The organism is Hymenobacter gummosus, from assembly GCF_003970915.1.
GTDB classification, from domain to species: Bacteria; Bacteroidota; Bacteroidia; order Cytophagales; family Hymenobacteraceae; genus Solirubrum; species Solirubrum gummosum.
Window position 1 is genome coordinate 23,545 of sequence record NZ_RXOF01000004.1, and the last position, 23,674, is coordinate 47,218.

The 23,674-nt window shown below is 63.1% G+C and carries 21 protein-coding genes; 2 read left to right on the plus strand and 19 right to left on the minus strand.

The features are described from left to right. Window positions 1-25 precede the first annotated feature (25 nt). The 18 genes from EJV47_RS08215 to asnB form a co-directional block, all read right to left on the minus strand. The gene (locus EJV47_RS08215; RefSeq protein WP_165903662.1) at window positions 26-928 is read right to left on the minus strand and encodes a glycosyltransferase family 2 protein; all 903 of its coding nucleotides are present in this window, start codon (window positions 926-928) and stop codon (window positions 26-28) included. 49 nt (window positions 929-977) lie between these two features. After that, window positions 978-2,363, minus strand: coding sequence for a lipopolysaccharide biosynthesis protein (locus EJV47_RS08220; protein ID WP_165903663.1), 1,386 nt, complete (start codon window positions 2,361-2,363; stop codon window positions 978-980). A 39-nt stretch (window positions 2,364-2,402) separates the two neighbouring features. After that, window positions 2,403-3,515 (minus strand): Gfo/Idh/MocA family oxidoreductase, encoded by a 1,113-nt coding sequence (locus EJV47_RS08225; RefSeq protein WP_126692682.1) that lies wholly within the window; start codon window positions 3,513-3,515, stop codon window positions 2,403-2,405. A gap of 21 nt (window positions 3,516-3,536) precedes the next feature. Further along, a complete protein-coding gene (locus EJV47_RS08230; protein ID WP_126692683.1) occupies window positions 3,537-4,436 on the minus strand; it encodes a glycosyltransferase family A protein in 900 nt (299 codons plus the stop codon). Between the two features lie 64 nt (window positions 4,437-4,500). Beyond that, the gene (locus EJV47_RS08235) at window positions 4,501-5,487 is read right to left on the minus strand and encodes a glycosyltransferase (RefSeq protein WP_126692684.1); all 987 of its coding nucleotides are present in this window, start codon (window positions 5,485-5,487) and stop codon (window positions 4,501-4,503) included. 79 nt (window positions 5,488-5,566) lie between these two features. Further along, window positions 5,567-6,721: a glycosyltransferase family 61 protein gene (locus EJV47_RS08240; RefSeq protein ID WP_126692685.1), complete on the minus strand. Its 1,155-nt coding sequence runs from the start codon at window positions 6,719-6,721 to the stop codon at window positions 5,567-5,569. Window positions 6,722-6,811: 90 nt separating this feature from the next. Continuing rightward, window positions 6,812-7,936 (minus strand): GDP-mannose 4,6-dehydratase, encoded by a 1,125-nt coding sequence (gmd, locus tag EJV47_RS08245; RefSeq protein WP_126692686.1) that lies wholly within the window; start codon window positions 7,934-7,936, stop codon window positions 6,812-6,814. 188 nt (window positions 7,937-8,124) lie between these two features. Then, complete coding sequence (locus tag EJV47_RS08250; protein WP_126692687.1) at window positions 8,125-9,123, minus strand: glycosyltransferase; 999 nt, start codon at window positions 9,121-9,123, stop codon at window positions 8,125-8,127. A 7-nt stretch (window positions 9,124-9,130) separates the two neighbouring features. After that, a complete protein-coding gene (locus tag EJV47_RS08255) occupies window positions 9,131-9,700 on the minus strand; it encodes an acyltransferase (RefSeq protein WP_126692688.1) in 570 nt (189 codons plus the stop codon). A gap of 91 nt (window positions 9,701-9,791) precedes the next feature. Next, the gene (locus tag EJV47_RS08260) at window positions 9,792-10,724 is read right to left on the minus strand and encodes an NAD-dependent epimerase/dehydratase family protein (protein WP_126692689.1); all 933 of its coding nucleotides are present in this window, start codon (window positions 10,722-10,724) and stop codon (window positions 9,792-9,794) included. A gap of 9 nt (window positions 10,725-10,733) precedes the next feature. Continuing rightward, on the minus strand, window positions 10,734-11,834 hold the full coding sequence (locus EJV47_RS08265) for a DegT/DnrJ/EryC1/StrS family aminotransferase (protein WP_126692690.1): 1,101 nt from the start codon (window positions 11,832-11,834) through the stop codon (window positions 10,734-10,736). A gap of 164 nt (window positions 11,835-11,998) precedes the next feature. Beyond that, a complete protein-coding gene (locus tag EJV47_RS08270) occupies window positions 11,999-13,222 on the minus strand; it encodes an acyltransferase family protein (RefSeq protein ID WP_165903664.1) in 1,224 nt (407 codons plus the stop codon). Window positions 13,223-13,345: 123 nt separating this feature from the next. Continuing rightward, entirely contained in the window at window positions 13,346-14,323 is a 978-nt protein-coding gene (locus EJV47_RS08275; protein ID WP_126692692.1) for a glycosyltransferase family 2 protein, read from the minus strand. Between the two features lie 22 nt (window positions 14,324-14,345). After that, entirely contained in the window at window positions 14,346-15,449 is a 1,104-nt protein-coding gene (locus EJV47_RS08280; RefSeq protein WP_126692693.1) for a DegT/DnrJ/EryC1/StrS family aminotransferase, read from the minus strand. 44 nt (window positions 15,450-15,493) lie between these two features. Continuing rightward, on the minus strand, window positions 15,494-15,919 hold the full coding sequence (locus tag EJV47_RS08285; RefSeq protein WP_126692694.1) for a sugar 3,4-ketoisomerase: 426 nt from the start codon (window positions 15,917-15,919) through the stop codon (window positions 15,494-15,496). Window positions 15,920-16,036: 117 nt separating this feature from the next. After that, window positions 16,037-16,981, minus strand: coding sequence for a UDP-glucuronic acid decarboxylase family protein (locus EJV47_RS08290; RefSeq protein WP_126692695.1), 945 nt, complete (start codon window positions 16,979-16,981; stop codon window positions 16,037-16,039). 73 nt (window positions 16,982-17,054) lie between these two features. Beyond that, window positions 17,055-18,398 carry a UDP-glucose dehydrogenase family protein gene (locus EJV47_RS08295; protein WP_126692696.1) on the minus strand — a complete coding sequence of 448 codons (1,344 nt, stop codon included), beginning with the start codon at window positions 18,396-18,398 and terminating at the stop codon, window positions 17,055-17,057. 46 nt (window positions 18,399-18,444) lie between these two features. Further along, window positions 18,445-20,397: an asparagine synthase (glutamine-hydrolyzing) gene (gene asnB / locus EJV47_RS08300; protein ID WP_126692697.1), complete on the minus strand. Its 1,953-nt coding sequence runs from the start codon at window positions 20,395-20,397 to the stop codon at window positions 18,445-18,447. A 161-nt stretch (window positions 20,398-20,558) separates the two neighbouring features. Here asnB and EJV47_RS08305 point away from each other — a divergent pair, with 161 nt between their 5' ends. Further along, entirely contained in the window at window positions 20,559-21,080 is a 522-nt protein-coding gene (locus tag EJV47_RS08305) for an acyl-CoA-binding protein (protein WP_126692698.1), read from the plus strand. A 231-nt stretch (window positions 21,081-21,311) separates the two neighbouring features. On the opposite strand, the gene EJV47_RS08310 is transcribed toward EJV47_RS08305, so the two are convergent. Beyond that, window positions 21,312-22,742 (minus strand): FAD-binding oxidoreductase, encoded by a 1,431-nt coding sequence (locus EJV47_RS08310; RefSeq protein ID WP_165903665.1) that lies wholly within the window; start codon window positions 22,740-22,742, stop codon window positions 21,312-21,314. An 84-nt stretch (window positions 22,743-22,826) separates the two neighbouring features. Between EJV47_RS08310 and EJV47_RS08315 the strand changes: the two genes are divergently transcribed. Continuing rightward, window positions 22,827-23,450 (plus strand): C40 family peptidase, encoded by a 624-nt coding sequence (locus EJV47_RS08315; protein WP_243651063.1) that lies wholly within the window; start codon window positions 22,827-22,829, stop codon window positions 23,448-23,450. Window positions 23,451-23,674 lie beyond the last annotated feature (224 nt).

A 23,674-nucleotide genomic window follows, 5' to 3' on the forward strand; every position in this document is an offset into this window, starting at 1 on the left:
CAAATCGGGCCGGAAACGTGCCGGCTTAGCCGCGGCCGCCCTTCAGCAGCCCGATGATGCCGGGCCCGAGCAGGCAGCGCACGTACAGAATAGCCGCCTGCGCACGGCCCAGCCCCGGGGCGGCCCGGCGGGCAAAGTGCAGGGCCTGGGCGCGGTGGCCGTCGGCGTAGGCGTGAATGGCGCAAAGGTAGTAGACGCGCCCCAGCAGGCGCCCTAGCTGCGCGGCGGTGAGCGTGAGGTGGCGCTGCATCCAGCCGGCGGCCAGCTCTAGGCGCTGAATCAGGCCCTGGTTGTCGGCGCGCATGGAGCGGGTGTCGTGGTCGTTCATGGTCAGGGTCACCGCGTCGAGCAGGTGCACCACGTCCTGCTGGGTGTTCTGCAGCATAAACATCCAGTCCTCCACGGCTGCAAAGCGCCGGTCCTGCTCGAAGCGGTGCAGCGCGGGGTTCTGGCGGCGCACGCACACGTTGCAGGCCAGCACGTTGCCCCGGATAAAGTCGTCGAGGCCCAGCGGCCCGGCCGGCAGGGCGGCCACGTCGCTGGGGCGGCGCTGCCCGTCCCGGTCGAAGTCGTACTTGGTGGCAATGAAGTTCGGCCGGTTTAGCGCCTCAATGCCCTGGTGTAGCGTGGCCAGGTGCGCGGGGTGAAACAGGTCGTCGGAGTCGAGGAAGATGGCGTACTCGCCGCGGGCCCGGTCGAGACCGTAGTTGCGGGCCGCGCCCCGCTCGGCGTTTTGCTTGGGCAGGTAGCTGATGCGCGCGTCGGTGAAGCCGCGCACCACTTCGGCCGTGTTATCCTTGGAGCCGTCGTCGACCACCAGCACTTCAAAATCGGGGAAAGTCTGGTCGAGCACCGACTGCAACGTGGCCCCGATAAAGGTGGCCCGGTTGTAGGTCGGGATGATGATGCTGAAGAAGGGCTGGTTCACGGGCATGGTATCAGGACGCGGGCCGGAGCCCCGGTAATCAGGAGGCCGCTCAGACCAGCAGCCACTCGGCGCCGAGGCGGATGCCCTTCAGCACCAGCAGCGTGGCGCCCACCAGCGCGATGGTGCGCAGAGCAATGCGGAAAATCGGCAGGCGCAGCAGGTGTAGAATGTGCAGGTCGATGAGGAAGGTGGCCAGCAGGCTGCACAGGCCGAACAGCATCAGGGCCAGGTTCAGGTCGTGGAAGTACAGGCCGATGCCCAGCCCGACGGCGCGCAGCGTGAGCAAAAACACGTTGCTGAGCAGGATGTAGCGCTGCTTGCTCATCACCGTGTAAATGGGCGCCGTGGCCTGCGACATGAGCTTGAACACGTAGTAGTAGCCCAGGTAGCCGGTGTACACCCCGGCCATTTCCCAGCGCGCCCCGAACACGAATTTGAACAGGATGTCGCCGTACACGGTGATGACGCCAAAAGGCAGCAGCCCCAGGTAGAGCATCTTGTTAAAGAGGCTCAACGTGATGCCCGGCAGGCGCTCCGGCTCGGTGTTGTAGGTTTCGGTGGCCTTCTGCCAGAACACCGGCAGGATGGCGTTGCCGATGAGGTTAACCGGAATTTCGAGCAGACCGACCGAAAACGAGTACAAGCCCACCGGCCCGGCCCCGAAGCCCGTGGTCAGGGCGAAGATGGGTAGCTGCGTCGACAGCACGTTGATGAAGCTGGCCGGCAGAAAATACAGCGGAAACTCGCGGTACTCCAGGGCCACTGCCTTCACCTCGCGCCAGGAAAAGGTGCGCCCGAGCGTGCCAAACGAATGCCGGATGCTGCCCGATACCAGGCTCACGGTGCTGGTGAGGCGGTTGAAAAACTCACCCAGCAGCAAACCCACCACCTGCCCACCGGCCCACAGGCCGTAGCTGATGGTGAAGCCGCGGCCCACCAGCGTGGTAATCACATCGACGCTGGTACGCTTGACGAATTGCTTTTCGCGCATGTACCAGCCGTTCATGATGTTGTTCAGGTTGAACAGCAGCAGAATGATGGGTAGGGTGTAAAACCAGTTGCCCAGGGCTTCTACCTTCAGGTAGTGCAGGATGGTGGGGCCACCGGCCCACAGCCCGCCCATCAGCAGCAGGCTGGTCCCGAAGGCCAGCAGCACCGTCAGCTGCACCAGGGAGAAAAACTTTTCCTGGGTTTTGGGCTGCAGAAAAGCGGCCGTGTAAGTCAGCGTGGCCACCATGCTCAGGTTGCTGGCCAGGGAGTTGAACACCGCAAACTGCCCGTAGGCCTCCGGCGGGTAAATGCGCGACATGACCGGCGTCAGCAGGAAGCCGATGGCCGTCACGGCCGCCGAGCCCGACAGGGTCACGGCAAAATTCTGCGCGAACGAGCCTTTGCGCAGCAAGGGCTGCACCAGCTGCTGAATACGCTGCTTCAAGGGGAAATAACTAGGGGCCGCAGGCACAAGCAGGGCCGGTTAGGCGGCCGGCGCGCCGGGCGTGGCCGGCTGGGCCGCCCCGCGCGGCTGCACGGGCAGGGTACGCTTTTCGCGGCTGCTCTGCTCGGCCAGCTCGATGAGGTAGATAACGTCGCGGGCTTCCTGGGGCTGAACCAGCAGCTCGGCCCCGGCCGTAATGGCGCGGTGCAGGTTGCGGTAGAACACGCTGTAGTCGCCCTGCTCGCTCTTGACGGTAGCCGTCAGCTCCAAGCCCTGGTGGTGGGTGATGAGGCGGCCCCAGAAGCTTTCCGGCTCAGTGCCCCAGTCGGGGCGGGCATTCGGTATTTCCCCGTCGCGCAGGGCGTCCTCCTGCATGTCGCGGCCGTACTTTACGAAGCTGCCCTGCTCGCCGAACACGGCAAACTGCGGGAAGGGGTCCTTCACCAGCATGCCGCCCTTCAGCGTGGCCTTCAGCCCTTCGTAGAGCAGCACCACCTCGAAGCTGTCGATGACGCGGCCCTCGGTGCGCTGCACGCGCAAATCGGCGCGCAGTTCCAGGGGCGTCCCGAACAGCTGCAGGGTCTGGTCGATGAGGTGGGGGCCCATGTCGTAGAAGATGCCCGCGCCGGGCATGTCCTCCTCCTTCCACGAGTCGTGGCGGATGGTGTTGCGGAACCGGTCGAAGTGCGACTCGTACTCCACGATGCGCCCGAGCAGGCCGCTGGCGCACACCTTTTTAAGGGTGCGGAAGTCGCTGGTCAGGCGGCGGTTGTGGTATACCGTCAGCAGGCGGCCGCTGCGCCCGGCCACGGCAATCAGCTCGTCGGCCTCGGCCGTGGAGAGCGTGAAGGGCTTGTCGACCACCACGTGCTTGCCGGCTTCGAGGGCGGCTTTGGCCAGGGGGAAGTGCAGGTGATTGGGCGCGGCCACCACCACCAGGTCGATGCTCGGGTCCTGCAGAATGGCGTCATTGTCGGTGACAATCTGCGTGTGAGCCGGCAGCGCGTTCAGGGCCTGCCCCACCACGGCGCGCGTGGTGCGCACCTTGGCCAGCCGAAAGCCGGGCACCGAGTTCAGGAAGGGCGCGTGGTAGAGGCGGCCCGCGTTGCCGAAGCCGATGAGCCCGACATTGATGATGGTATCTTGCTTCACTACGGACAGGTCGTTACTGAATTAGCGCAGGAAACTCTCGCCCTTGGCCGTTTCGTAGGCCTTGTAGAGCGTGGCGCGGTGCTCGGCGTAAAGCGGCGCAAAGTCCTTCACCTCGTACTTCTCGGCGCTGATGGTGGACGAGCGGCGGTACAGGATGTCGTACACCTTGCGCTTGACGGCGTTGACCATCCGCTGCCGCTTCAGCTCCGACACGGGGCGGCCGGTGGCAATTTCGCGGTACACGTCGTTGATACCCTGCTCCGTGCGCTTGATCTTGAGGAACTTCAGCGTGTTGCTGTCGGGGTTGATGATGCGCACGAACACCGGTTTGCGGTACCAGGCCATCTTTACCGGCAGGGAGGTAATGCGGTAGGTGTACTCGTTGTCGACGAAGCGGCTCAAGGCGTGGGTTACGCCGATGAGGGCCAGCGAGGAGCGGCGCAGCATCAGGCCCGGGCCGTAGAAGCCGAAGGGCTCCTTCTGCTCTTTCCACTTGGTGAAGTGCGCCACGTGCTCTACCAGCTCCAGCTCCTGCCCGGTGTAGTTGTCGAAGCCGTCGGCACCGATGACGTCGTACTCCGGGTTGTTGAGCAGGAAGTCGCGGCACTCGCGGATGGCCGGGTAGCAGAACACGTCGTCGTCGTTGATCCACTTCAGCACCTCGCCGCGGCAGGCCAGCAGCGCCCGGTTCACGCCGTGGGCCTCGCCCTTATCGGGCAGCGAGATGAACTGCTGAATTTTGCCGGCCGCGTGCAGCTCGCGCAGCCACTCGGGCGTGCCGTCTTTGCTGCCGCCGTCGGCCACTACGATTTCCTCGTCGGGCTGCCGGTTGTCAATCAAGTCCTGCAGCACCACTTTCAGGTAGGGCAGTTTCTGGAAGGTGGTGATGTAGTAGGATAACCGGATGTCGGAGGCAGCCATGAGGGTCAGAGAAGTTGAAAAAGAAGATACCGGCCAGGGAGCCGGCGGGGCCAGCCCGCTGGACTTAGGGCTGGTCGGGGTTGAAGACTTTGCGCACTTCCTGCTTGCGGAAGGTGAAATGCACCGGCCGGTTCTCGTTGAGCTTGGCCAGCATTTCGTCGCACATGCGGTAGGTCGCGTCGATGTTGTTTTCGCCGGGGCGGGGCACGAAGCCGGTTTCGAAACGCTCCGGGTTCTGCACCTGCGGCAGGTTGAAGCGGTCGAACAAGGCGCGCTTCATGGGCCGGATAGGCCGCTTCGCCGCCTCGATGCCGTCGCGCAGCAACTCGCCCACGCCGCGGCGCGGGGGCTTGCCGGCGTAGAAGTCGCGCACGCGCTCAAACTCGGCCTGGCGCTTGGCCTCGCTCATGCGGTTGAAGTTCCCGTCGGGGTTGCTCACGTGCATGCTGATGACGGCCGTGCACCAGGCAATGTTCACGTTCAGGCTGGTAGCGCGGTATACCCACTCCAGGTCCACCATCACCACGCCGGCGTAGAACAGCCCGGTGAGGGTCAGCGACTTGCGCCGAATCAGAATCGGCAGGTCAATCATCTGGAACGGGATTTTGTGCTCCAGCCAGCGCTGGTAGTCCCGGGCCGGGTCTTCCTTCACGCGCACGTAGCTCAGGTCTTCCATCTGCGAGGCGGCGTTGTAGCCCATGACCACGTCCACCTCGGGGTTTTCCATCATGAAATCGGCCGCCTTCCGGATGGAGGGGTAGTGGAAGGCGTCGTCGTCGTTGATGAGCTTGATGATTTCGCCCCGGGCCATAAACAGACACTTGTTCATGCCGTGCGACTGGCCCTTGTCGTGCTCCGAGACGTACTGCTGGATCTTGCCCGCCTCGTACAGCTCGCGCAAGTACTGGGGCGTGCCGTCCTTGCTGCCGCCGTCGGCCACTATGATTTCTTCATCGGGCCGCCGCTCGGCCACCAGGCGCCCGAGCACGTGCTTCAGGTACGGCAGCTTGTTGTACGTCGTCAGAACGTAGGAAATCCGGTAAGTGGACATCGAAAAAGGGTACGGGGTACGAAGGTGAATTGAACGTCGGCGGGCGGCGGGGCCGGGGGGGCCGGAAGGCCCGTTTCGACTACTCCGGGGCGCCGCAGATGGCGCGCAGGGCCTGGTCGACCAGGGCCGGGTCGGCGGTGATATCGGCGTAGTTATGCTCCACGTTGGGCGGGGACCCCAGCTTGGAGGGCACCAGGGAGTAGTGCACCCCGATGGCCGCCGCCATGCACATGTAGCTGGGGTTGATGTAGGTTTCGCTGAGCATTTCCAGCGCGTGCGTGCCGGGCGTCATGAACAGCAGGTTGGTCATGTTGGCTCCGTGAATGCCGATGAAGATGGACGCCTCGTACATGGTGCGCACCTGCTCCACGAAATTCATGTCCTCGAAGTAAATCGTCTCGAAGCCGTAGCGCGCCAGCACGGCCAGCACCTCGTCCTCATTGGTGAGGTGGCGCCACTGCTGGCGGTTGCGCGAGACGTACAGCCGGCGCGTGGCCCGGCGGCTTGGGTCGAGGTGGCTCTGCAGGCTGCTGATGACCGCGTCGTGCACTTCCTTGGTCAGCTCGGGCACCATGAAGCCGTGGCGGCCGGGCCGGGCGGGCATCCACAGGTCGTGCACGCGCACCAGCTCCCCGTCGCCGATGACGTGGGTGCGGGTGAAACCCAGCGCGCTGACGGTGCGCGTGATGTACTCCGGCGGCCGGGGCCCGGGCAGCAGCACCACGCAGTCGGGCTGCACGCGGCGCAGCAGCACCAGGCGAGGCAGCACCTCGGCAATCCAGTGGAAGTAGTTGCCCGACCAGCTGTCGAAAGCCAGGCCCACGGGGCCATCCAGCAGCGCGGGCACGCGGCGGCTGCTCAGCTGCCGCATCAGGAAAGAACCGCCAAACTCCAGCTCGAAGTAGTCCTGGGGCAGGCTGGGCACGAACACGCGCAGGCCTTTGAGCACGGTGCCGTGCCAGGCCACGTTCACGTCCCGCAGGTGGTAGACGACCTGGCGGAAGTTGGGCGTGACTTCGGTGAAAACGTCCTGGTAAGTCCGGGTGAAGTCGGCCGGGACCATGCTGGTATTGACCGGGGCCGGGCACACGGCGCCGGTGGGCACCGGGGCCAGCTCGATTTCCTCGGCCTCCAGCGGCGAGCTGACGCCCCGCCCCAGCAGGCTCAGGCGCCGGTCAATAACTCGCTTGGCCCGCTGGTAGGCACTTAGTCGCGGGCGGGGGGGCGTAGCCATGACAAGGGTTTGTTATATACCATCTGCACCCAGCAGCAGAGCCGCCGGGTGCAGACGATGAAGAGCAACTTAAATCCGGAGCGTCACCGCTTACTGATGCTGCTCGTGCTGCCAGAACACTTTGTGGCCGCCTTTCAGCAGGTAGGCGTCGCGCTTGAACAGCGACACGTCGGCCTGCACCATGTCCTTCACCAGGGCGGGCAGGTCGTACTTGGGCTCCCAGCCCAGCTTTTGCTTGCACTTGGTCGGGTCGCCGATGAGCAGGTCCACTTCGGTCGGGCGGAAGTAGGTGGGGTTCACCTCCACAACTACCTGACCTACCGGCACCTGGTACTCGGGGTCGTTGCAGGCCACTACCACGCCTTTCTCGTCCACGCCCTCGCCCTCGAAGGCCACTTCCACGCCCACTTCAGCGAAGGCCATCTTCACGAAGTCGCGCACGGTGGTGGTGATGCCGGTGGCAATGACGAAGTCCTCCGGCGTCTCGTGCTGCAGGATGCGCCACATGGCTTCCACGTAGTCCTTGGCGTGGCCCCAGTCGCGCTTGGCCGACAGGTTGCCCAGCGAGATTTTCTTGCGCATGCCCAGCACAATCTGCGCTACGCCGCGGGTGATTTTGCGGGTCACGAACGTTTCGCCGCGCAGCGGGCTTTCGTGGTTGAAGAGGATGCCGTTGACGGCGTACATGCCGTAGGCTTCGCGGTAGTTTACCGTAATCCAGAAGCCGTACATTTTGGCTACGGCGTAGGGCGAGCGGGGGTAGAAGGGCGTGGTTTCCTTCTGCGGAATTTCCTGTACCAAGCCGTACAGCTCCGAAGTGCTGGCCTGGTAAATCTTGGTTTTCTTGGTCAGCCCCAGCAGGCGCACGGCCTCCAGGATGCGCAGCGTGCCGATGCCGTCCACATTGGCCACGTACTCGGGCGTGTCGAACGACACCTTCACGTGCGACATGGCGCCCAGGTTGTAAATCTCGTCGGGCTGCACTTCCTGAATGATGCGGATCAGGTTGGTGGAGTCCGTCAGGTCGCCGTAGTGGTTGGTAAACCGCGGATGCTTATTCCCCTCTTCGTCGGTGATGAGATGGTCAATGCGGTCGGTGTTGAACAGCGAGGAGCGACGCTTGACGCCGTGCACATCGTAGCCTTTTTCCAGCAGGAATTCTGCCAGGTAAGCGCCGTCTTGACCCGTAATACCGGTGATGAGTGCTACTTTCATGGGGGGAAGGTTGGCGCGGCCACTGGTTAGGGCCGCAATCAAATCGTGGAAAGGTGCGTGTTATCGAAGAAGCTTGGTGGTGCCGCAACGCGCAGCGGCCAGTACGGCCATACGAGTTGCGGCCGCAAAGGTAATACACAACTGCGTTAGCTGAACCTATTGTATTTCAGCCGGCTTTGATGTAAGCATTACCCGAGTACTTTCGTCACCTGGTCGGTTTTGTAAAAAAACTCGGTCGGGCGCTGGGCATTATACTCGACCATAAACTGGTCGCACAGGTCGAATACGGCCCCCAGCTTGGCCGCGGGCTCGGTGGGCAGCGCGCCGCTGAAGCCGGTGGGCATGGCTTGGTTGCCCTGGTACTGCTTGAGGTGCAGCAGGTTAAACAAGCTGCGCTTGGCCGGCCGCAGAAAATCCTTCACGACCTCAATCCAGCCCGACTGGTGGCGCACAAAATCCCGGAAGCTGAAGCCGATGGTCTTGTCGTAGTACACGCGCATGCGCTTGGCCTCCTCCGCACTGGCGTTGCGGCCGCGCTGGTTCATCACCCGGAAATTGCTCTGCGGATTCTCGATGCGCACGCTCAGCATGGCCGTGCTCCAGGCCAGGTTGGCGTTGAGGCTGGTAATGCGGTAGGTAAACTCGGTATCGACCTGCACCACGCCGGTGTGAAACAAGCCGGTCAGGGCCAGCGACTTGCGCCGAATCAGCAGGGGCAGCCCGATCATCCAGATGACGGCTTTGCTGCTGAGCCAGCGCTGAAAGTTGTCGGCCACGTCGTCGTAGAGAGTGGCCGTACCGGGCTTATCCACGTCGATCAGCCCGGTATTGCCCGACATCACGTCGATTTCGGGGTGGGCCAGCATAAATTCCTTGGCTTCGCGGATGGCCGGGTAGCTGAACGCGTCGTCGTCGGTGATAAGCTTAATCAACTCCCCGCGCGCCATGAGCATGCACTTGTTGAAGCCGTGGGCCTCGCCCTTGTCGCGCTCTGACACGAACTGCTGAATTTGGCCCGCCTCGTACAGCCCGCGCAGGTACTCGGCGGTGCCGTCCTTGCTGCCGCCGTCGGCCACCACGATTTCCTCGTCGGGCTGGCGGGCAGCGAGTAGGCGCTCCAGCACCTGCTGCAGGTAGGGCAGCTTGTTGTACGTGGTCAGCACGTAAGACAGCGTGTACTCAGCCATGGCGCGGTTAGTAGCCTAGTTTGGCAGCGTATTCCAGCATCTTGGCGCGCGGCCGCATTTTCACCGGCCGGGCCGGCACGCCCACGTACACCGTCCAGGGCTCGGTGTCCTTGGTCACCAGGGAGCAGGCGCCGACGACGCTGCCCTCCCCTATCGTCACGTTGGGCATGATAACCACGTTGGTACCGATGCCGGCGAAGCGCTGGCAGCGGATGGTGCCGAAGTCCACCGTGTCGCGAAACTCCTCGGGCACCGTCACGCTGGTAAACCCGTCGCCCATAAACCGGTCGGAGCCGCAAATCAGGCGGCTACCGGCGGCAATGGTGACAAAATCCTCCACCACCAGGGTACTCTGCGCCCCGCCGATGATGGTCAGGTACGGCGACAGGTGCACGTAGTCGCCGATGTCGGCGGCGGTGGTGAGGTACACCCCAGAGTCGATGGCCACGTGGCTGCCCACCGACACGAGGTGGGGCCGGCGGATTTCGACGCGGGCGCTGATGAACACGTCTTCGCCGCAGCGTTTGAGCAGCGAATAATCGTACGTAGCCGAAGCCAGCGGAGAAGTATCAGCCATATGCAAACGGGTTAGACAACGGGGTTGGCCAGTGGCCAAACGGGCCCCTTGCGCCTGCTACGGTGCAAGGGGCCCGTTTGGTTGGGCAGCCTTAGTACGGGAATACCGACTCGTAGTAGGCAATGGTTTTGGCAATGCCCTCTTCGAAATCGGTAAACTTGAAATCGGGGAATACCTGCCGGAAGCGGGTGTCGTCCATTACTTTCTTGGGCGCGCCGTCGGGCTTGGTGTGGTCCCACACCGTCTTGCCCTTGTAGTCGAACTTATCCTGGATGATGTCGACCAGCTGTTTCACGCTCAGGCCGTCGTTCTGGGCCACGTTCAGCACCTGGTCCAGGCCTTTACGGTCGGGCAGCAGCAGCACCATCCACACCAGGCGGGCGAGGTCCTTGGCGTAGAGCCACTCGCGCACGGCCACGCCGGTACCCCAGATGGGCAGCTCGGGCTGGTTGATTTTCTCGGCCTTGACGAACTTGGAAATCAGCGCATTCAGGGCGTGCGCCTTGTTCGGGTCGGTCGAGTCGTAGGGGCCGTACATGTTGGGGGTGAGCAGGTTGATGCTGCGCACGGCGTACTGCATGTAGAAGCACTCGGCGGCGGCCCACAGCAGGCGGCGGGTAGCGCCGTAGCTGAGCACCGAGCGGTGCAGGTGCCCGTCCCACCACTCGTCCTCGCGGAAGAGGTCGGCCTTGGCCGGGTAGGCGCAGTTGGCAATGGGGTTGATGACGATGGCGCGCGGGCAGGCGTGGGCCACGGCCTCGTACATGCCCAGAATCATGCGCGAGTTGTCGGCTACCACGGTGGCGGCCTGCTCGGTCACGTAGTTGAGGCTGCCCACGTGGGCGGCGCAGTTGACGATGAAATCCGGGCGGTGCTTCTGCAGAAACGCCGTGGCCTGGGCCGTGTCGCGCAAATCCAGGCCGGTGCTCAGGGAGGCCTCAATCGGCTCGACGCCGTTTTCGCGCAGAACCTCGACTACGTTGCGCCCGGCAAAGCCATTGGCGCCAAATACTACTACTTTCATGGGTGGATATTACCAGCCTTGGTTAATGGCAGAAATGATGTAATCCACTTGCTCCGGGCTCAGGGCGTCGTGCAGTGGAATGTGAATTTGGGTGTCGTCGAAGCGGCGTTGGTTGGTCAGGTACTCCCGCTTGCCGCCGAACAGGGAGTTCTTGTCGATGCCGTTGTGGGCCACCGAGGCCACGATGCCGCGGCTTTTCAGCGCCCGGATGAAGTCCAGCCGCCGCTCCACGTGCATGCCGTAGAGCCAGTAGGCGCTTTCGCGGTCGGGGCGCTGCTCAAACAGCTGCAGCCCCGCCACTTGGCTCAGGCCGGCGGTGTACTGCCGCGCCAACGCGCGGCGGCGCGTCATCCGTTCCGCGAAGCCTTCAAGATTGGCCAGGCCCAGGGCAGCGCCATAGTCGCTCAGGTGATACTTGTAGCCCAGCTCGGCCAAATCGTACTCCCGCTCCCCCAGCTCCGACATGGGCGAATGGTCGCGGTCGATGCCAAACCAGCGCCGGCGGAACACTTCCTCGGCCCGGGCGGGGTCGGGGCAGCACAGGGCGCCGCCGTCGCCGGTGGTCAGGTGCTTGATGGCCTGAAAGGAAAAGCAGGTGTACTCGGAAATGGCACCGATGGGCCGGCCCTTATAGGTGGCGCCCAGGGCGTGGGCGGCGTCTTCTATCACCACGAGCTGGTGGCGCCGGGCAATGGCGTGCAGCTCGTCCATGTCGCAGGGGTAGCCGCCCCAGTGCACGGCCATGATGGCCTTGGTGCGCGGGGTAATCGACGCCTCGATGGCCGCGGGGTCGATGTTGCCGGTTTCGTACTGGACGTCGGTAAACACGGGCGTGGCGCCCTCCTGCACCACCGCCAAACCCGAGGCAATAAACGTCTGGGGGGCCATAATGACCTCGTCGCCAGGGCCGAGGCCAGCCACCACTACGGCCAGGTGCAGGGCACTGGTGCCGCTGTTCAGCGCCGCCGGATTGGCCAGGCCCAGCTCGGCGGCCAGGCGCGCTTCAAACTCCTTGACCAGCCTGCCCTCGCTCAGGAATTGCGACGTCAGCACTTCGGACACGCGGGCATGCGCCGTTGGGTGCACAAAGGTGCTGAACAAGGGTATCATAGGAGCTGCATCGGACCCGGCAGGGGTACTGGCAGCCGTACGACGGCCGCTGCCGGGAGGAGCCGCAAAACTACGGCATAATTTATAACCGCGCAGCCCGCTACGACCGGCAGCTACAGCCGGCGCGGAAACGTCTTATTCGACTGCCAAACCGTCGCTGGCAGCTAATCAAAATGCGCGCGGACGCGGGGCTGGAACTTGCGCTCCAGCCAGTAGGCCACTGCCAGGGCCAGGGGCAGAAACAGAACGAAGCGCAACAGGAAGGTCGGCCCGCTGCCACTCACGGGGCTAATGTGGCCAAACAGGTACAGCAGCGGCACGTGCACAATGTAGAGCCCGTAGGAAATGCCACCAATCCAGATCAGGCGGCCCACCAGGCGTTGGCTGACCTTTTCCAGCCCGGCGGCGGGCAGTAGCACCGCCAGCACCCCGGCCAGATAACACAGCACCGCCAGCGTGTAGGGCGCCAGGTCTATTTCGCGGAAGTGCAGGCCCAGGTACACGAACGTCAGCGCCGGCGCGCCCAGCAGCACCCCGAGCACGGCCCGCCGCCCCGGAAAGTCCTTGTTGGCAAACACTAGCACGAACACCACGGCGTAGGGCAGAAAGGCAAAGTCCGAAAACCGAATCTGCGTGGCGTAAGCGTCGAGGCCGGGTGCGTACGTCAGCCCGGGCACGAGCCGGAGTAGCTTGTGCGCCGCCGTATCGAATACGTTGAAGTAGTTCATCGTAAGCAGCACCAGCATCAGGCCCAGCAGCACCCGGAAGGGCGCCTCTTTGCGCGGCAGCTGCTTGGCGTACTGCGAGAGGGCAAGGCCCATCAGCCAGAAAGCGAAGCCGTAGGCATACGAAGTCGGCAGCGGATGCTGCGGGACCAGATACAGATTGAGGGTGCCAAGCAGCACGCAGACCAGGGCCGCGGGCAGGGCCGGAATCCGGCAGTAGGAAATAGGAATAAACAGCAGGTAGTAGAGCAACTCGTAGTGCAAGGACCACGAGGGGTCATTTTCCCGGATGATGTCGGTCAGCAGCACCTGCAGCAGCGAGAAGTTGCCCAGGACGGTGGTCAGCGGGTAAGGCTGCGCCACGGCCATGGTCAGCAGCAGACTGACAAAGTAGATGGGGTAGATGCGCAGCAGGCGCTTTTTCAGGTACACCCCGATACTGGCCCCTTCCAGCCGTTGCTTGGTGGAAAGGCCAATAACGTAGCCGGACAGCACGAAAAACAGCAGTACCGCCAAGTGTGAGGGTGGCACAAACGACCAGATGCCCCGGGGCGTGTAACCGGGGTCCAGCAGGTTGTGGTTTTCGATAGAGTGGGCCCAGACCACAATCAGAGCCGCAAAACCGCGCAAAGCCTCCAGGTTGTACTCAATCTTCTTGCTCACTTTTTGCGGCACCCCGGCAGGTGCATGTACTTGTGAGGTGACCAAAGTGTGTCGTTCGAGGTGCGAAGCGGAGGTTACAAGCTACAAATATAAATAATAGTGGCTAACCATATTAAAAGGCGGCTACAGCTCCGCACCTGCTTGTACCCTTCCACTTTCACGGCTTGACTTTAATTCGTGGACTTGCTTTACCACGTAGAGCGGGCGGTTGCGGGCCGCGTCGAGGCCGCGCCACACGTACTCGCCGATGACGCCCAGCGCCACCATCTGGAAGGCCGACACGAACAGCACCACCACCATCAGCGTGGTCCAGCCCTGGGGCTCGTCGGGGCTCATCAGCCGCAGCCCGATGATATAAAAGCCGTAAAGCACCGCAATCAGCCCCAGGCCCAGGCCCACCACCGAAATAGCGCGCACCGGCGAGAAGGAAAACGACAGGATGGAGTCGATGAACAGCTTGATCTTCTTCTGCAGCGTCCAGCGCGACTTCCCGATTTTGCGCTTCTGCCGCACGTACGGAATGTTGACGTAGGCGTAGCCCAGCCAGATCATCAGGTAGAACAGGTTGCTGTTGCGCTCCTTGAGGCGCAGCACCTCCTCGCACACCTGCCGGTCGAAGAGCACGTAGTCGAAGCCGCCGTCGGGGATGTTGCGCAGGGCCAGGCGCTTCATCAGGAAGTGAAACAGGTTGGCCGTGGCCTTCTGCAGCCCGGTTTCCTCGCGGTCCTGCCGGTTGCCGATGACCAGCTTGATGCCCTGCCGCCAGTATTCCAGCATGCGCACCATCAGCTCGGGCGGGTCCTGCAAGTCGGCCGTGATGATGACCATACAGTCGCCGGTGGCGTGGGCCATGCCGGCCACGATGGCGTTGTAAGAGCCCACGTTGCCGGCCAGCTCCACCACCCGCACCCGGCCCGGCGCCCGGCGCTGAAACTCCAGCAGGGCCTGCATGGTGTTGTCGCCCGAGCCGTCGTCCACCATCACGTACTCCACTTCCACGTCGGCCGGAAAGCGGGCTTCGTTGGCCAGCAGCTCCTGGGTTGTGACGGGGATATTGGCCTCGTTGTAGTAGCAGGGAACGATAATGGAAAGCTTGGGCATGAGGGTGCGCAGCCGGAAAAATCTAGTGGAAAAAGCCCCGGATGGCGTCGCACACGGCGTCCAGGTCGGCCGGGGTCATGCCGGGCCAGAGCGGCAGGCTCAGGCTGGTGCGGGCCAGCTCCTCGGCCAGCGGAAACGCCCCTTCGGCGTAGCCCAACGACGCGTAAGCCTGCTGGCGGTGCGGGGGCACCGGGTAGTGAATCAGGGTGCCGATGCCGGCGGCCGCCAGGTGCTGCTGCAGCGCGTCGCGCCGGGCGGTGCGCACCACGTAGAGGTGGTACACGTGGGTGGCGCCGGGGGCCGTCCGGGGCAGAATCAGCTCCGGCAGGCCGGCCAGGCGGGCGTCGTACTCGGCGGCCAGGCGCTGCCGCTCGGCCGTCCAGGCGGCTAGGTGGGGCAGCTTCACCCGCAATACGGCCGCCTGCAGCTCGTCGAGGCGGGAGTTGTAGCCGATTCGCTCGTTGTAGTATTTCTGCTGGGAGCCGTAGTTGCGCAGGGTGCGCACGCGCTCGGCCAGGGCTGCATCCTGGCAGGTCAGGCCGCCGGCGTCGCCGAGGGCGCCGAGGTTTTTGCCGGGGTAGAAGCTGGTGGCGTTCAGCTCGCCGAAGGAGCCGGTCAGCTGCCCCTGCCAAGCCGCGCCCTGGGCCTGGGCGTTGTCCTCTACTACCGCCAGCCCGTGCTTGCGGGCCACGGCCAAGATGCCCGTCATGTCGCAGGCCTGCCCGTACAGGTGCACCGGCATGATAACCTTGGTGCGCGGGGTAATAGCGGCTTCGAGGCGGGCCGGGTCGAGGTTGTAGGTGGCCGCGTCGGGCTCCACCGGCACGGGCACCGCCCCCACGAAGGTGGCCGCCAGCCAGGTGGCAATGTAGGTGTTCGAGGGTACGATGACTTCGTCGCCCTCCCCTACCCCCAGGGCAATCAGGGCCAGGTGCAGCGCGTCGAGGCCGTTGGCCACGCCCACGCAGTGCGCTACCCCACTGAAGGCGGCGTACTCCCGCTCAAATTGCCGGACCGACTCGCCCAGCACGTAGTAGTGCGAATCGTACACCTGCCCGATGGCAGCCATGATTTCCTCGCGCAGCGGGTCGTGCTGGGCCGCAAAAGACAGAAACGGAACGGACATAGGTCCAAAAATAGGCGTTTAGGCGGCAACAGACCGAGGAGGCGTTAATCGGCCGGGTCGGGCCGCCAGATTCGGTGGTACTCGTCGTAGTCGCGGATGTAGTCCTGCTCGTTGTAGGGCAGGGAGGCCAGGGCCAGCTGCACGGCCGTGTGCGAGTACTGCATGGTGTGCCAGCACGAGGGCGGCAGGTACAGACCCACATTGGGGTCTTCCAGCCGGAAAGTGTGCAGCTCCCCGTCGGGCGTCTCGGCCGTCACCACGATGCGGCCCGCCACGGCCACCAGTACCTGCTCGGTGCGGTGGTGGGCGTGGCGCCCGCGCAGGATGCTTTCGGGCGTGTAATACGTCCAGAACACCCGCTCCACCCGAAACAGCAATGAGCCGCCCTCCACGACGGAAATGTAGCCGATGCTCGATTCGCCGAGCTTGGGCAAGGTAATCAGGTGGGGCGGCGGATAAGCGGCGTTCATAGGCTTAGCGGCAAAACTAGCCCGTTCCGCCCAAGTATCCTAGCCGCCGCATAGAGGCTACCAACGACAAAGGGCGCGGTTTTCCGCGCCCTTTGCTTGGCTAGTAGTCTGGCGTGACTACTTCACGTGCTCCTTAAAGTACTCGTAGGTGCGGCGCAGGCCCTCGGCGCGGTCGACCTTCGGCTCCCAGCCCAGGATTTCCTTGGCCTTGGTGATGTCCGGCTGGCGGCGCAGCGGGTCGTTTTGCGGCAGCGGGTGGTAGGTGGGGCGGAACTCCACCCCGGCCAGCTTCGCAATTTCTTCGCCGAACTCCTTAATCGTGATTTCCGCCGGGTTGCCGATGTTCACCGGCATCGGGTAATCCGACAGCAGCAGACGGTAGATGCCTTCTACCAGGTCGTCGACGTAGCAGAACGAGCGGGTCTGCGAACCGTCGCCGAACACGGTCAGGGCTTCGCCTTTCAGGGCCTGGCTCAGGAACGCCGGCAGCACGCGGCCGTCATCGAGGCGCATGCGCGGGCCGTAGGTGTTGAAGATGCGGATGATGCGCGTCTCCACGCCGTGCACGTTGTGGTAAGCCATGGTAATGGCCTCCTGGAAACGCTTGGCCTCGTCGTAGCAGCCACGCGGGCCCACGGGGTTCACGTTGCCGTGGTATTCTTCCACCTGCGGGTGCACGTCCGGGTCGCCGTATACTTCCGAGGTGCTGGCAATCAGCACGCGGGCCTTTTTCACCCGGGCCAGGCCCAGCAGGTTGTGGGTGCCCAGGGCGCCCACTTTCAGGGTCTGAATCGGAATCTTCAGGTAGTCGATGGGCGAGGCGGGCGAGGCGAAGTGCAGGATGTAGTCCAGCTCGCCGGGCACATGCACGAACTTCGACACGTCGTGGTGGTAGAACTCGAAGTCCTTCTTGCCGAACAGGTGCTCGATGTTGGCCAGGTTGCCGGTCACGAGGTTGTCCATGGCAATGACATGGTAGCCTTCGGCCAGGAACCGGTCGCAGAGGTGCGAGCCGAGGAAGCCCGCGCCACCGGTAATCAGAATGCGTTTTTTATCTGCCATATGAGGTTAGCGGCCCGCCGAAGCGGCAAATGGCCCGCTGTAGTTGAGTGGTTGACGACGAAGCGGCGCGGACTTACTGCACGGCCGGCTCGGCGTGCAGCGTGCGGATGCCGATGCAGTGGTAGGCAAAGCCTGCCTGCTCCATTTCCTTGGCGTCGTAAATGTTGCGGCCGTCGAAAATCACGCGCTGCTTCATCAGGCGGGCTACCACCTCGAAGTTGGGGGCGCGGAACTCGGGCCACTCCGTCACCACCAGCAGGGCATCGGCGTCGATGAGGGCGTCGAGCTGGTCCTTGGCGTAACCGATTTTGTCGCCAATCATGTGCTGGGCTTCCTTGATGGCCACCGGGTCGTAGGCCACCACCGTGGCGCCGGCGTCGAGCAGCTTCTCGATGATAACCAGCGAGGGAGCCTCGCGCATGTCGTCGGTCTTGGGCTTGAACGAGAGGCCCCACAGGGCGAATTTCTTGCCGGCCAGGTTGCCGCCGAAGTGCTGGGTCACTTTGTTGAACAGCACCGACTTCTGGTCCTCGTTCACGCTTTCCACGGCCTTGAGCACCTGCATCTGGTAGCCGTTCTCGGCGGCGGTTTTAATCAGCGCCTTCACGTCCTTGGGGAAGCAGGAGCCGCCGTAGCCGATGCCGGGGTAGATGAACTTGTTGCCGATGCGCGCGTCGGAGCCGATGCCCAGGCGCACCTTGTTCACGTCGGCACCCATGATTTCGCACAGGTTGGCAATGTCGTTCATAAACGAAATCTTGGTTGCCAGCATGGAGTTGGCAGCGTATTTCGTCATTTCAGCCGACGGAATGTCCATAAAGATGATCGGGTGACCGTTCATCAGGAAGGGCTTGTAGAGGCGGCGCATGATTTCCTCGGCGCGCTCCGACGCCACGCCCACCACGATGCGGTCGGGCTTGAGGAAGTCGTCGATGGCGGCACCTTCCTTCAGGAACTCGGGGTTCGAGGCCACGTCGAAGTCGATGTCGGCGCCGCGCTTGGCCAGCGCGGCTTCCAGCTCCTTGCGCACCTTGGCGGCCGTACCCACCGGCACGGTGCTCTTGGTCACCACTACGCAGTGGCTGCTGATGTTTTCGCCGATGCCGCGGGCTACCGCCAGCACGTACTTCAGGTCGGCCGAGCCGTCCTCACCGGGAGGCGTGCCCACGGCGATGAACGCTACGTCGGCACCCTGAATGCTTTCGGCCAGCGAAGTGGAGAAGTGCAGACGGCCAGCGGCCACGTTGCGCGATACCATTTCCTCCAGGCCCGGCTCGTAGATGGGCAGGATGCCTTGCTTGAGGTTGTCAATTTTGCGCTGGTCAATGTCGATGCAGGTAACCTCAATGCCGACCTCGGCAAAGCAGGTACCCGTGACGAGGCCCACGTAACCGGTGCCTACAACTGCGATTTTCATGTGGTTGTGCTTAGGGGAAAGCGGAGTATGTGAGAGCCTTACTTTGTTATTGCACGAGGCGGCTGGCGGCCGCCGACTTGGAGGCGGGAGCCGGCATCATGTAGCGCTTCCACCAGTGCTGAAACACGATGAGCGCCCAGATACGGGCGTGTACGTCGCCGGGGTTGCGCGAGAACAGCTGTTGCTTCAGGGCGCGCACCGCGTCGACGGAGAAGATGCCCTGTGCTTCCACGAAGCCGTCAGAGAGCAAATCGTCCTCGATAAGAGGGCGCAGCTCGTTGCGGAACCACTTGAGCAGCGGCACTTCGAAGCCGTGCTTGGGGCGCTTGTAGAGTTCCTCCGGCAGCATGGGCCGGAAGGCGTCCTGCACGATGCGCTTCTTGATCTGCCCATTGATTTTGCTTTCGACGGGCAGGGAGAAGGCGAAGTTGATGACCTTGTAGTCTAGGAAGGGGCTGCGCACCTCCAGGGAGTTGGCCATGCTCATCAGGTCCACCTTGGCGTTCATGTCGTAGGGCAGCACCAACTGCATGTCGGTGAGCAGCACCTCGTTCAGGTCGCCATCGGCATGGATGTTCTCCAGAATGTCGCGGCGGCGCTTATCGGCCAGCTTCTTGTTGACTTTGCGGCGGCTGTCCGGGCTAAGCAGGTTGCGCGCGTCTTTCTCATTGACGAAGGTGGCCCAGTCCCAGTACCGGTCCTTGGGCCCGGCCAGCATGCCGCGCGAGAAGCGCTGGAACTGCCGCACCTTATTGCCCAGGAAAGAGTTGCGCGACTTCGGCAGCGCGTCCCAGAGCAGGTTCAGGCCGGTTACGGCCTCGGCTTTCCAGTCGGGGTTGCGCACCTGCCACTCGCCCATGTGCTTGTTGTAGCCGGCAAAGGCTTCGTCGGCCCCGTCGCCCGACAGCGCCACGGTGACTTTCTGCCGGGTGCGCTGGCTGAGGATGTACACGGCCAGGGCCGAGGAGTCGGCAAAGGGCTCGTCGAAGTAGTCGAGCACGCCGAACAGGTGCTCGTAGATGTCGTTGTTGGTCAGCGAGAAGACCGTGTGCTCGGTCTTATGCATCTTGGCCACCAGGTTGGCGTACTTCGTCTCGTCGAAGAAGGGCTCGTCCTTGAAGCCGATGCTGAACGTGTTCAGGTGCGGGGTGTGCTTGGCGGCCAGGGCCGTCACCACCGAGGAGTCGATGCCGCCGCTCAAGAAGGCGCCCAGCGGCACGTCGGCCACGAGGCGGCGGGCCACGGCGCCGTCCATCAGCTCCACCAGCTTGGCCTGCTGCTGCTCGTAGCTGAGCTTGTTCTTGGCGACTTTCTTGGGGTCGTACGGAATCTTGTACCAGCGCTTGCGCACCACTTTGCCGTCGGCCTTCACGAAAAGGTAATGGCCGGGCAGCAGTTTCTTCACGCCCTTGAAGATGGTGGCCGGGCCCGGGATGTAGTTCAGCTGCAGGTAGTGGCTGAGGGCGGCATAGTCGAGCTTGCGCGGCACGCCCAAAGCCAGCAACGACTTCATTTCGGAGCCGAACATCAGCTTGTCCTCGTCGCGGTACACCAGAATGGGCTTTACGCCCATCCGGTCCCGCGCAATGAACAGGGTGTTTTCCTCCTTATCGTAGATGGCCAGGCCGAAAAAGCCGTTGAGCTTCTTGAGGAAGCCGCGTCCCTCCGAGATGTACAGCTTCAGGATTACCTCCGTGTCGGTGTGCGACTTAAAGGTGTAGCCCTTCTTCTGCAGCTTGGCGCGCAACTCGCGGAAGTTGAAGATTTCGCCGTTGAAGACGATGGTGTAGCGCCCCGACTCGTCGGTCATCGGCTGGTTGCCGTCGGCCGAGAGGTCGAGGATGGCGAGACGGCGGAAGCCCAACCCGCATTGGTCGTACACGAAATGACCCTGCGAGTCCGGTCCCCGGCTCACAATGGCGTCGGTAGAGGCCTGCAGGCCCGCCAGCGACGTACGTCCTGGATCAGAAAAGGCGAAGAGTCCGGTGATTCCACACATAATTGGCGGGCAAAGGTACGAAGGTTCTGGACTTGCGGCGGACAAAATAGCACGGCTCGCGCGGCTGGTCCCCGGCGCAACCAAAGGCCGGCCGCGGCAGTAGAGTTCCTGTTGGCTTTGCGGCCGCCCCATTTAGTCTTCCCCAAACACCCCTCCTACCGATGAGCCTACAGAATCAGCTAAGTCTGCAACAAGAATTTGAAGCGGCCGTGTCGCGCGTCGACAACCTGCCCGGCGACCAGGCCGCCGCCCACATGACCGACCTTTACGGCCTCTACAAACAGGCCACCGAAGGCGACCATGACACGAAAACCGACGCCGTGGGCGACGACACGCCCGATAACCCCAGCGGCCCCAAGGGTATGTCGCAGGCGCAGTGGGACGCTTGGAGCAAGTTCAAGGGCGTCAGCCAGGACGACGCCAAGCGCCAGTACATCCAGAAAGTGCAGGAAGTAGCCGGCCCGGTGGGCGAAGCAGCTACGGTCATTACCGGCAACGGGCAGCCCGCCACCGGCTCCCAGGTCGGCAGCGGCGACAAAGTACCCGGCAACGAGGCCCCGGCCCCCGGCACGGCCAAAGCGCCCTACGAAAACGAGGGCGGCCAGTCGATGGGCGGCCTGCGCGGCGACATCAACGCCGGCGCCCCCTACGGCGGCGAGGACCAGCTGAAGACGCAGCAGTAAATCACGGATTTGTGCGGATTTGACGGATTTCGCGGATTTTGTGGACGATTGAACAGGTGGTGCTACGGCCTTGAGCCGTGGCACCACTTTTTTAAGCTGCCAGTAACTTCTTCCGCCCTGCCAGACGGCGCAGCGTAAGCGTAGTGGTGCCACGACTTTTGGAGTCGTGGCACCACCTGTTCAATCGTCCACAAAATCCGCGAAATCCGTCAAATCCGCACAAATCCGTGATTAGAAGATCTTGCCCGGGTTCAGGATGCCGTGCGGGTCGAACACCTTTTTGATGCCGCGCATCAGCTCCAGGTTGGCTTCTTTCAGCGCAATGCCGATGTAGCCCTTCTGCACCAGCCCGATGCCGTGCTCCCCCGAGATGGTGCCGCCGAGCTTGACGCACAGCTCGAAGATTTCGGTAATGGGCTGGCGCAGGCCCACGTTCCACTGCTCGTCGGTCAGCTCCCCGCGGATGATGTTCACGTGCAGGTTCCCGTCGCCGGCGTGGCCGTAGCACACGCTTTTGAAGCCGTAGCGGGCCCCGATTTCCTTTACGCCTTTTAGCAGCGTGGGCAGCTCGGCCCGGGGCACTACGGTATCCTCCTCCTTATATACCGAGTTGTAGCGGACGGAATTACCGATGTTGCGGCGAATCTTCCACAGCTCGTCCTTCTGGGTGGCGTTGTCGGCCAGCAGGATTTCGCCCACGTCGTAGCGCTCCAGCACGCCGTATACCTGCTCGGCTTCCTTGTACAGCTGGTCGAGGTCCTGCCCGTCCAGCTCGATGAGCAGGTGGGCTTTAATATCCTCAGGCAGCGTGAGCGGAATCTTGAGGTAGTCCGACGACCAGGCAATGGCCTCACGCTCCATGAACTCCATGCCCGAGGGAATGATGCCCGCCCGGAACACGGCCGACACGGCTTCGGCCGCTTCTTCCTCCCGCCGGAAGGGCACCAGCATCAGAATATTCTGCTGGGGGAAAGGCAAAAGCCGAAACACCACCTTGGTAATGATACCCAGCGTACCCTCCGAGCCAATCATGAGCTGGGTGAGGTTGTAGCCGGTGGAGTTTTTCAGGGTATTGGCGGCCGTCCAGATGATGTCCCCGTTGGGCAGCACTACCTCCAGATTCAGCACGTAGTCTTTGGTGGTGCCGTACTTCACGGCCTTGGGGCCGCCGCTGCTGTGGGCCAGGTTGCCGCCCAAGGAGCAGCTGCCCTTGCTGGCCGGATCGGGCGGGTAGAACAGCCCGACTTCCTTCACCGCAATCTGAAAGGCCTCGTTCACCACGCCCGGCTCTACGGTAGCCTGCAGGTTCCGCTCGTCAATCTGCAGAATCTTGTTGAGCCGCTCGGTGCTCAGCACCACGCCGTGGTGAATGGGCAGCGCCCCGCCGCTCAGGCCGGTGCCGGCCCCGCGGGGCGTCACGGGCAGGCGGTGCTCGGCGCACAGCCGCATAATACAGCTGATTTCTTCGGCGTTAGCGGGCCGGAGCACCACGTCGGGGCGGAAGGTGAAGTCTTCGGTATGATCCTGGCCGTAGCGCAGGTACTCGTCGTCTTCAAGGCGGCCCGGAGTGAATACGTGCTCGGGACCCACAATTTCTTCGAAGGCAGCCACCAGCTCCGGGGTGAGCTGCCCAAACCTGATTTCTTCAAGCAAATGACTCATCGTATCTTTGTGCCGATGCGGAAAACGTTCCCTCCAAAGGTACAGCATTCGGACCGGCCTCAGGCCCGGTTGTTTCTGTGGCTCGTGACCGGGCTGCTGTGCCTGGCCGGCTGCAGCGGCAGCAAGAAGCTGAACTACCGCAACGGCCGCTACTACTCGGCCCAGGAAATTGCCCGTATGAAGGCCGCCGAGCGCCGCGGCAGCGGCTACTCCAAGACCAAAGTCAAGACCAAAACCGCCGGCAGCGGGCGCATGAGCCCGGCCGGGCGCAAAATCGTGGCCAAGCCGCCCAAGCGCCCGAGTAGCCCGGCTTCGACCAACCGCACCCTGGCCACCGTCATCGAGACGGCCCGCTCCTACCAGGGCACTCCTTACAAGTTTGGGGGCACTACCCGCCTGGGCATGGACTGCTCGGGCCTGCTGAACGTGTCGTTCGGCGCCGCCGGTGTGCAGATTCCGCGTTCGTCCAACGAGCAGGCCGTGTGGGGCGACCCTATTCGCCCGCAGGACCTGCAGACCGGTGATTTAGTATTTTTCGGTGCTTCGCCTGGTAGCAATACCATTACGCACGTAGGACTCGTGACGGAAGTCAGCTCCGAAGGCGTGCAGTTCATTCACTCTTCCACCTCCTTAGGCGTGGTGGAAAATGCCTTGGAAAGTGATTATTACCTTAGTCGCTTTATTAAGGCCGTGCGTCCGAAGTTGTGAGATTCCGTCGTAGCTTTGCGGCACTGTTGGCCTTGCCGTTGCGAAAATCGCCTTTCTGCGAGATGTAACGATTCTGTAATACAAGTTGGCCGCAAGTGCCGTAGCTTTGCGCCGTTTTTTGCCCTGCTGCCCCTCGCCTCCCCACGCTTTTCGACGTCTTTTCTCCTGTAGTTGTCTATCGGCCGACTGATGCCCCTTTCGCGGCGTCATTCGCGTGATACACC